The 7464-nt window shown below is 70.7% G+C and carries 8 protein-coding genes; 1 reads left to right on the top strand and 7 read right to left on the bottom strand.

Translation table 11 applies throughout. From position 1 onward, the window contains the following. The 7 genes from AB0O67_RS35620 to AB0O67_RS35590 form a co-directional block, all read right to left on the bottom strand. On the bottom strand, positions 1–575 hold a 575-nt coding region (locus tag AB0O67_RS35620), incomplete at its 3' end, for a TerD family protein (protein WP_365459700.1). A 91-nt stretch (positions 576–666) separates the two neighbouring features. Next, the gene (locus AB0O67_RS35615; protein WP_365459694.1) at positions 667–1656 is read right to left on the bottom strand and encodes a zinc-dependent alcohol dehydrogenase family protein; all 990 of its coding nucleotides are present in this window, start codon (positions 1654–1656) and stop codon (positions 667–669) included. Beyond that, positions 1653–2504 (bottom strand): carbohydrate ABC transporter permease, encoded by an 852-nt coding sequence (locus AB0O67_RS35610; RefSeq protein ID WP_365459691.1) that lies wholly within the window; start codon positions 2502–2504, stop codon positions 1653–1655. Before AB0O67_RS35610 ends, AB0O67_RS35615 begins: the two co-directional genes overlap by 4 nt. Beyond that, positions 2501–3442: a sugar ABC transporter permease gene (locus AB0O67_RS35605; protein WP_365459688.1), complete on the bottom strand. Its 942-nt coding sequence runs from the start codon at positions 3440–3442 to the stop codon at positions 2501–2503. Before AB0O67_RS35605 ends, AB0O67_RS35610 begins: the two co-directional genes overlap by 4 nt. Continuing rightward, positions 3439–4809, bottom strand: coding sequence for a sugar ABC transporter substrate-binding protein (locus AB0O67_RS35600; RefSeq protein ID WP_365459685.1), 1371 nt, complete (start codon positions 4807–4809; stop codon positions 3439–3441). The genes AB0O67_RS35605 and AB0O67_RS35600 overlap by 4 nt, the downstream gene beginning before the upstream one ends. A 77-nt stretch (positions 4810–4886) precedes the next feature. Beyond that, complete coding sequence (locus AB0O67_RS35595; protein ID WP_365459682.1) at positions 4887–5654, bottom strand: DeoR/GlpR family DNA-binding transcription regulator; 768 nt, start codon at positions 5652–5654, stop codon at positions 4887–4889. A gap of 303 nt (positions 5655–5957) precedes the next feature. Further along, entirely contained in the window at positions 5958–6767 is an 810-nt protein-coding gene (locus AB0O67_RS35590) for an NAD(P)-dependent oxidoreductase (RefSeq protein WP_365459679.1), read from the bottom strand. A gap of 226 nt (positions 6768–6993) precedes the next feature. Between AB0O67_RS35590 and AB0O67_RS35585 the strand changes: the two genes are divergently transcribed. Further along, the coding region (locus AB0O67_RS35585) for a dihydrodipicolinate synthase family protein (protein ID WP_365459697.1) at positions 6994–7464 on the top strand (471 nt) is incomplete at its 3' end.

The following is a 7464-nucleotide window of genomic DNA, read 5'->3' as shown; positions in this document are numbered from 1 at the left end:
TCCATGACCGGGGCGGGCGGGGCCACCGGCGGCTGCATCGGCGCCGGCGGCGGGGTGACCGGCTGGGCCGGGGCGGCGGCCGGCTCCTCCACGGAGACGCCGAAGTCCGTGGCGATGCCGGCCAGGCCGTCGGCGTAGCCCTGGCCGACCGCGCGGGCCTTCCACGCGCCGTTGCGCAGGTAGACCTCCACGACCACCAGTGCCGTCTCGGCGCCCAGCTGCGGGGGCGTGAACGTGGCCAGGACGCTGTTGTCGTCGGCGTTGCGGATCGTGGCCGTCGGTTCGACGCCCTGGAAGGTCTGGCCCGCGGCGTCCGGGCTCGCGGTGACGACGATCTTCTCGATGCCCGGGGGGAGGGCGGCGGTGTCGACCGTGATGGCGTCGGGGGCCGTGCCGCCGCCGGAGCGGTAGGTCACGCCCGGGCCGCTGGGCTGGTTGTAGAAGATGAAGTCGTCGTCGGAGCGCACCTTGCCGTCGGCGGTGAGCAGCAGGCCCGATACGTCGAGCCGCACCGGGGCGGCGACGTCCACCGTCACGCGGGCGACGGGAAGAGGGATGTTCGAGCCGGGGGTCATAGCTGTCATGACCCGAGAACGACCGGGGCCGCTTTACCGTTCCCTTACCGTGCGGCCGATCAGGTCACGGCCCCTTCGGCCCGGCGTGCCCCTAGGGCACCACCACGATCTTCCTGCCCACCCCGGACGCGAACTGCTCCAGTGCCTGCGGGTAGCTGCTCAGGGGCAGGCGGTCGCTGATGAAGACGTCCGGGTCCAGGACGCCGTTCGCGAACAGTTCCGCCGCCCGTTCGAAGCTGTGCAGGACCGCCATCGAGCCGGTGATGGTGATCTCCTGGTTGTAGATGCGGTACGGGTCGATGCTCACGCGCGTCGCGTAGTCCGCCACGCCGAACTGGAGGAACGTGCCGGCCTTGGCCACACGGTCCAGGCCGTCCTGGATGGCCGCCGCGTTGCCGGTCGCGTCGACCACCACGTCCCAGCCCTGCGGTCGGTCCAGCTCGTCGGCGCCGGCCGCCGCCGCCGTGACGCCCAGCCGGCGGGCGGTCTCCAGCCGGGCCGGGTTCACGTCGACCACGTCCACGCTCGCCGCGCCAGTGCGCTTGGCCAGCTCCAGCATCATCAGGCCCATGGTGCCCGAGCCGTAGATCAGCACATGGGCGCCCAGACGGGCGCGCAGGACGTCGTAACCGCGCACCGCGCAGGACAGCGGCTCGACCAGTGCCGCGTCCTGGGTGCGGATGTGCTCGGGCAGCTTCACGCAGTTCGCCACCGGCGCCACCGCGTACTGGGCGGCGCCGCCGGCCGTGGTCACGCCGATCGCGGCCCACCGTTCGCAGAGGTTGTTGTGACCGTTACGGCAGTAGCGGCACTCGTAGCAGTACAGCGACGGGTCGACGGCCACCTGGTCGCCGGGTGCCACCTCGGTGACCTGGGTGCCGACGGCGACCACCTCGCCCGCGAACTCGTGCCCCGGCACGATCGGCAGCTTGGGCGCGAACTCCCCCTGGAGGATGTGCAGGTCCGTGCCGCACAGGCCGCACGCGGCGACCTCGACGACGACCTGGCGCGGGCCCGGCGTCGGGTCCGGGACCTCGGCGACGACGGCCCTGCCCACGGACTCGATGACGGCGGCCTTCATTTCACGGCTCCCAACGACAGGCCCTGGACCAGCTTGTCCTGGGCGGCGAACCCCGCGGCGAGCACCGGCAGGGAGATGACGAGCGACGCGGCGCACACCTTGGCCAGGAACAGGCCCTGACTGGTGATGAAGCCGGTCAGGAAGACGGGGGCGGTCTCGGCCACCACCCCCGTGAGGACCCGGGCGAACAGCAGTTCGTTCCAGCTGAAGATGAAGCAGATCAGGGCGGTGGCGGCGATCCCGGGGAGGGCCATGGGGGCGATGACGCGGGCCAGCACCGTGGGGAGGCGGGCGCCGTCCACCCGGGCCGCCTCGATCACCGCCACCGGCACCTCTGCCAGGAACGACTGCATCATCCACACCGCGATCGGCAGGTTCATGGACGTGTAGAGGAGCACCAGCAGCCAGATGTTGTCGAGCAGCCCGGCGTTCTTGGCGAACAGGTAGATCGGCAGCAGGCCCGCCACCACCGGCAGCATCTTGGTGGACAGGAAGAAGAACAGCACGTCGGTCCACTTGCGCACCCGCCGGACGGACAGCGCGTACGCCGCCGGGAGCGCCAGCAGCAGGACCAGGAGAGTCGAGGTCACCGACGCCACCGTCGAGTTGATCAGGGACGGCCAGGGGCTCGCCCCGCCGTCGGCGCCGAAGAACTCGCGGTAGCCGTCGAGGGTCAGCGCGGCGCCGAAGGACGGCGGGTTGGTCGCCGCGTCCTGTTCGGAGTGGAAGGACGTCAGGGCCATCCACGCGATGGGCAGGAAGAAGACGACGCCGGCCAGCCAGGCCACCAGACCCAGGCCGGCGCCCTTACGGGGGGCACGTCGGACGCGTACGGCGTTGCCGCTCATCCGCGGCTCACCTCCTCGCGGAACAGGGACGACACCACGCGCAGGGCGAAGGTCGCGATGATGATCGAGCCGATGACCACCAGGACGCCGGCGGCCGAGGCGAGGCCGTTCTCATGGGCCTGGTAGAAGCTCTGGTAGACGGTGTAGGGGAGGTTCGCGGTGCCCAGGCCTCCGGACGTGATGGTGAAGACCGCGTCGAAGTTCTGCACGATGTAGATCGAGCCGAGCAGGGCGCCGAGTTCGAGGTAGCGGCGCAGATGCGGGAGCGTGAGGTGGCGGAAGACCTGCCAGTCACCGGCCCCGTCCACCCGCGCGGCCTCGATCTGCTGCGGGTCACGGCTCTGCAGGCCGGCCAGGATGATCAGCATCATGAACGGGGTCCACTGCCAGACCAGGGACGCCTCGACCGCGAGCAGCGGGGTGGTCGAGATCCAGTCCGGTTGCGGGCCGCCCACATAGTGCAACAGCCCGTTGAGCAAGCCGTATTCAGGGTTGTAGAGCACATGTTTCCAGAGCAGTGCCGCCGCGACGGGGACCACCAGGAACGGCGCGATCAGCAGGGTGCGCACCACGCCCCGGCCCTTGAACCCGCGGTCCAGCAGCAGCGCCAGCAGCAGGCCGAGGAGCAGGCTGACCAGGACGACGGTCACGGTCAGCAGGATGGTCGTCCACACCGAGCCGCGCAGGTCGGCGTCGGTGAGGACATGGCGGTAGTTGTCGACACCGGCGAAGCGGCGGGCGTCGGGGTAGAGGGCGTTCCAGTCGAAGAAGGAGATCACCAGCGTCGCCACGAACGGCAGCTGGGTCACGACGATCATGAAGATCAGGGCGGGCAGGAGCGGTGCCCGGGTGGCCCAGGCCCGCAGACGGCCCGACGGTTCGCGGTTCCTCGTGTGCACGGAGGGTGTGGCCACGGGGGCCGTGGTGGTGGCGGTCATCGTCCCTCGTACTCCTCGGAGATGCGCTCGGCGAGCTGCTGGGACTTCTTCAGGGCCGCGTCGACGGACTGACGTCCGGCGATGGCCGCGCTGATCTCCTGGGAGACCTTGGTGCCGAGGTCGGTGAACTCGGGGATGCCGACGAACTGGATGCCGGGCGCGGGCCGCGGCTGCACGCCGGGGTCGTTCGGGCGGGCGCCCTCGATGGCCTCCTTCGTCATCTCCTGGAAAGCGGCCGCCTCGGCGCGGTAGTCGGGGTTGCCGTAGGTCGAAGCCCGCTTGCCCGCCGGTACGTTCGACCAGCCGATCCGGTCGCCGACCAGCTGCTCGTACTCCTTGCCGGACGCCCAGGAGACGAACTGCCAGGCCCTGTCGGTGTTGCGGGACGCCTGCTGGATGCCCCAGGCCCAGGTGTAGAGCCAACCGGAGGACTCGGTCTTCTCGACCGGCGCGGGGGCGTAGCCGACCTTGCCCTTGACGGGGGAGTCGGCGGACTCCAGGGATCCGGCCGCCGAGGTGGCGTCGTACCACATGGCCACCTTGCCCTGGGTCATGTTGTTGAGGCACTCGGCGAAGCCGGACTGGGCGGCGCCGGACTGGCCGTGCTCGCGGACCAGGTCGACATAGAACTTCGTCGCCTTCTGCCACTCGGGGGAGTCGAGCCTGGCCTTCCAGTTCTGGTCGAACCAGGTGCCGCCGAAGGTGTTCACCACCGTCGTCAGCGGTGCCATGACCTCGCCCCAGCCGGGCAGGCCGCGCAGGCAGATGCCCTTCATGCCGGACCCGGCGCCGTCCACCTTCTCGGCAAGGTCCGCCACCTGGGTCCAGGTGGGGTGCGCGGGCATCGTCAGGCCTTCCTTCTCGAACACGTCCTTGCGGTACATGAGGAAGGACGACTCGCCGTAGAAGGGCTGGCCGTAGAGCTTGCCGTCGTCGCCGGTCAGGGACTCGCGCATCGGGCCGAGGACGTCCTGTTCGTCGTAGGCCGGGTCGCCGGCGACGTAGGAGTCCATCTCGCGCAGCCAGCCGTTGCGGGCGTAGATCGGTATCTCGTAGTTGGAGAGGGTGGCGACGTCGTACTGGCCCGCCTGGTTGGCGAAGTCCTGGCTGATCTTGTCGCGTACGTCGTTCTCCGGCAGCACGGTGAAGTTCACCTTGATGCCGGTGTCCTTGGTGAAGTGGGCGGCGGTGAGCTTCTGGAGCTCGACCATCTGGGGGTTGTTGACCATCAGGACGTTGATCGAGTCGCCGCCCGATCCTGCCCCGCCCGCTCCGACCCAGCAGCCGGAGAGCAGCGGGGCGAGCAGCGTCCCTGCGGCGACCGCGGCGAGCGTGACTCGCGGCCTCCGTCGGCTCTGGGTTCGCATGGATCGCTCCTGAACATTTGGGGAGATAAGGGGCACTACTGGGTGTGAGGGGAGCCCGGTGGGGGTGCGTCGGGTCCTCAGACGCGGATGACCTGGGGGCCGAGCAGGGAGTAGCGGTGTGCCTCGGCGGTGGGCAGCAGGGTGCTGGTGACGACGGCCTCCAGCGCGCCGACCTCGGCGAACCGGCAGAAGCTGACCGCGCCGAACTTGGTGTGCACGCCCGCCAAGACCGTGCGCCGCGCGGCCCGTACCGCCTGCGCCTTGACCTCGCTGACCGCGGGGTCGGGAGTGGTCAGGCCGTGCTCCCGTGAGATGCCGTTGGCGCCGATGTAGGCGAGGTCGACCACGAAGCCGGCGAGCATCTTCGTCGTCCAGTGGTCGACGGTGGCCAGCGTGCCCGGGCGGACCCGGCCGCCGAGCAGCAGCACCGAGAAACCTTCCGCCTCGGCGAGCGCGCCCGCGACCGGCAGGGACGCGGTGACCACGGTCAGCGGCCGGTCCCTGGGAAGTGCTTCGGCGATGAGCTGCGGGGTGAAGCCCTCGTCGACGAAGACCGTCTCGGCGTCCCCGAGCAACTCGGCAGCGGCGGCCGCGATCCGGCGCTTCTCGGGCACGTGACTGGTGGCGCGGAAGGCGAGCGTGGTCTCGAAGCCCGCGCTCTCCACGGGGTAGGCGCCGCCGTGGGTGCGGCGGACCAGCCCGTGGTCCTCCAGGGCGCGCAGATCCCGCCGCACGGTCTCCTTGGCCACGCCCAGCCGGGTGGCGAGCGCGGTGACGTCGACGGAGCCGCTGGCCCGGGCCGCGCGCACGATTTCGCGCTGCCGTTCCTCCGCGGTCCTGTTCATGGCTGTCACCCGCCTCCTCGCCGTGCTGCCCGTTCGGGCCCTGTGGGGAAGTTCTACAGCGGGTGCGAGGTCGTGACCAGGTCTGTCAGGGGAGTGATGGTGCCCGTCTGTGCCCGTTCGGTCTTGGGTGCGCCTCCTTTCCGCGGGGAGAGGTCGTGTGTCGTCTGTGGGTGCGTCGGGGCTGGTCGCGCGGTTCCCCGCGCCCTTGAGGGGGTTGCCGGACCGTATTTCGGGCTGTGCCCGAATGTGGGGGCGGGCGTGCCCGCTTCCTGCCCGGCCGCCCCGGTGATGGTCGAGATCTCGTCAGTACGGCCAGATCGGCGGGTCGGTCACGAAGTGGCCGCCCAGGCGGGCGTGCGCCGGATCGGCCGGGTCGAGCTCGCCCTGCTCGGCGACGAGCTTCTCGGCGTACGGCTCGGAGTCGTCCTGCGGCTCGTAGCCGAGTGCCCGCGCGGCGGAGAGGTCCCACCACAGGCGGGTGTTGGCGGAGGAGCCGTAGACCACCGTGTGGCCCACGTTCTCGGCCGTCAGGGCGGCGTGGAGGAGGCGGGCGCCGTCGGCGGGGCTCATCCACACCGAGAGCATGCGCACGCTGGTGGGTTCCGGGAAGCAGGAGCCGATGCGGACGGAGACGGTCTCCATGCCGTACTTGTCCCAGTAGAACTGCGCGAGGTCCTCGCCGAAGGACTTGGACAGGCCGTAGAAGGTGTCCGGGCGGCGCGGGGCGTCGATCGGGATCAGCGGGTCGCCGCCCAGGGGGCGCGGGGTGTAGCCCACGGCGTGGTTGGAGGAGGCGAAGACGACGCGCGGGACGCCTTCCTCGCGGGCGGCCTCGTACAGGTTGTACGTGCCCTCGATGTTCGCCTTGAGGATCTTCTCGAAGGGGGCTTCCAGGGAGATGCCCGCGAGATGGACGATCGCGTCGACGCCCCGCACGGCCTCGCGCAGGGCCGCCCGGTCGGCCAGGTCCGCGGTGATCGCGTCCGGCGCGCCCTCGACGGGACGCAGATCGAGCAGGCGCAGCGTGTACCCGTACGCCGGGAGCAGGCCCCGCATCAGGGTGCCGAGCCCGCCGGCGGCGCCGGTGAGCAGAACGGTGCGGGGAGCGGGCATCCTCGGGTCTCCTTGCGGGGTCTCCATGAGCGAGCGGCGTGAGCGAACGACCGTATGCGTGCACGGTATTCACATGCGTGGACACGCTAAGGAGCGGGGCCATGGCCGTCAAGTGGTGCGCGGAGGCAGGGAATCCGCTGGTGCATCAGGGGTTGACCTGCTTGACCCCCCGCAGGTCACCACCTTAGCGTGAGCATGTTCAGGAATGTGGACGCGAAACATGAATATGGACCTTGGAGAGCCTGTGACGCCAGCTCCGCTCGCCGCCCGCCTCAGCGTGCCCAGCGGGCCGCTGTTCTTTCCGGTCACCGCCTATGGACCCGACGGTTCCCTGCACCTCGACGCCTACCGTGCCCATGTCCGCCGGGGGGTCGAGGCCGGAGCCGCCGCCGTCTTCGCCTGCTGCGGCACCGGCGAGTTCCACGCGCTCACACCGGAGGAGTTCGAGACCTGCGTCCGGGCGGCGGTGGAGGAGACGGCGGGGCGCGTGCCGGTGGTCGCCGGCGCCGGATACGGCACCGCGCTCGCCGTGCGCTACGCCCGGATCGCCGAAGGGGCCGGGGCGGACGGGCTGCTCGCCATGCCGCCGTACCTCGTCCTCGCCGGGCAGGAGGGCCTGCTGCGGCACTACCGGGAGCTCGCGTCGGCCACCGCCCTGCCGGTCGTCGTCTACCAGCGCGACAACGCCGTCTTCAGC

This window comes from Streptomyces sp. NPDC086077 (genome assembly GCF_040686175.1).
In the GTDB taxonomy this organism is placed as follows: Bacteria; Actinomycetota; Actinomycetes; order Streptomycetales; family Streptomycetaceae; genus Streptomyces.
The sequence above is the reverse complement of the archived record's forward strand: the minus strand, read 5'-3'. Positions and strand labels throughout refer to the sequence as shown.

Excerpts from the sequence above, each read along its gene's own strand:
- AB0O67_RS35595 (WP_365459682.1), bottom strand. The coding sequence starts at position 5,654 with ATGAACAGGACCGCGGAGGAACGGCAGCGCGAAATCGTGCGCGCGGCC.
- AB0O67_RS35600 (WP_365459685.1), bottom strand. The coding sequence starts at position 4,809 with ATGCGAACCCAGAGCCGACGGAGGCCGCGAGTCACGCTCGCCGCGGTC.
- AB0O67_RS35615 (WP_365459694.1), bottom strand. The coding sequence starts at position 1,656 with ATGAAGGCCGCCGTCATCGAGTCCGTGGGCAGGGCCGTCGTCGCCGAG.
- AB0O67_RS35610 (WP_365459691.1), bottom strand. The coding sequence starts at position 2,504 with ATGAGCGGCAACGCCGTACGCGTCCGACGTGCCCCCCGTAAGGGCGCC.
- AB0O67_RS35590 (WP_365459679.1), bottom strand. The coding sequence starts at position 6,767 with ATGCCCGCTCCCCGCACCGTTCTGCTCACCGGCGCCGCCGGCGGGCTC.
- AB0O67_RS35605 (WP_365459688.1), bottom strand. The coding sequence starts at position 3,442 with ATGACCGCCACCACCACGGCCCCCGTGGCCACACCCTCCGTGCACACG.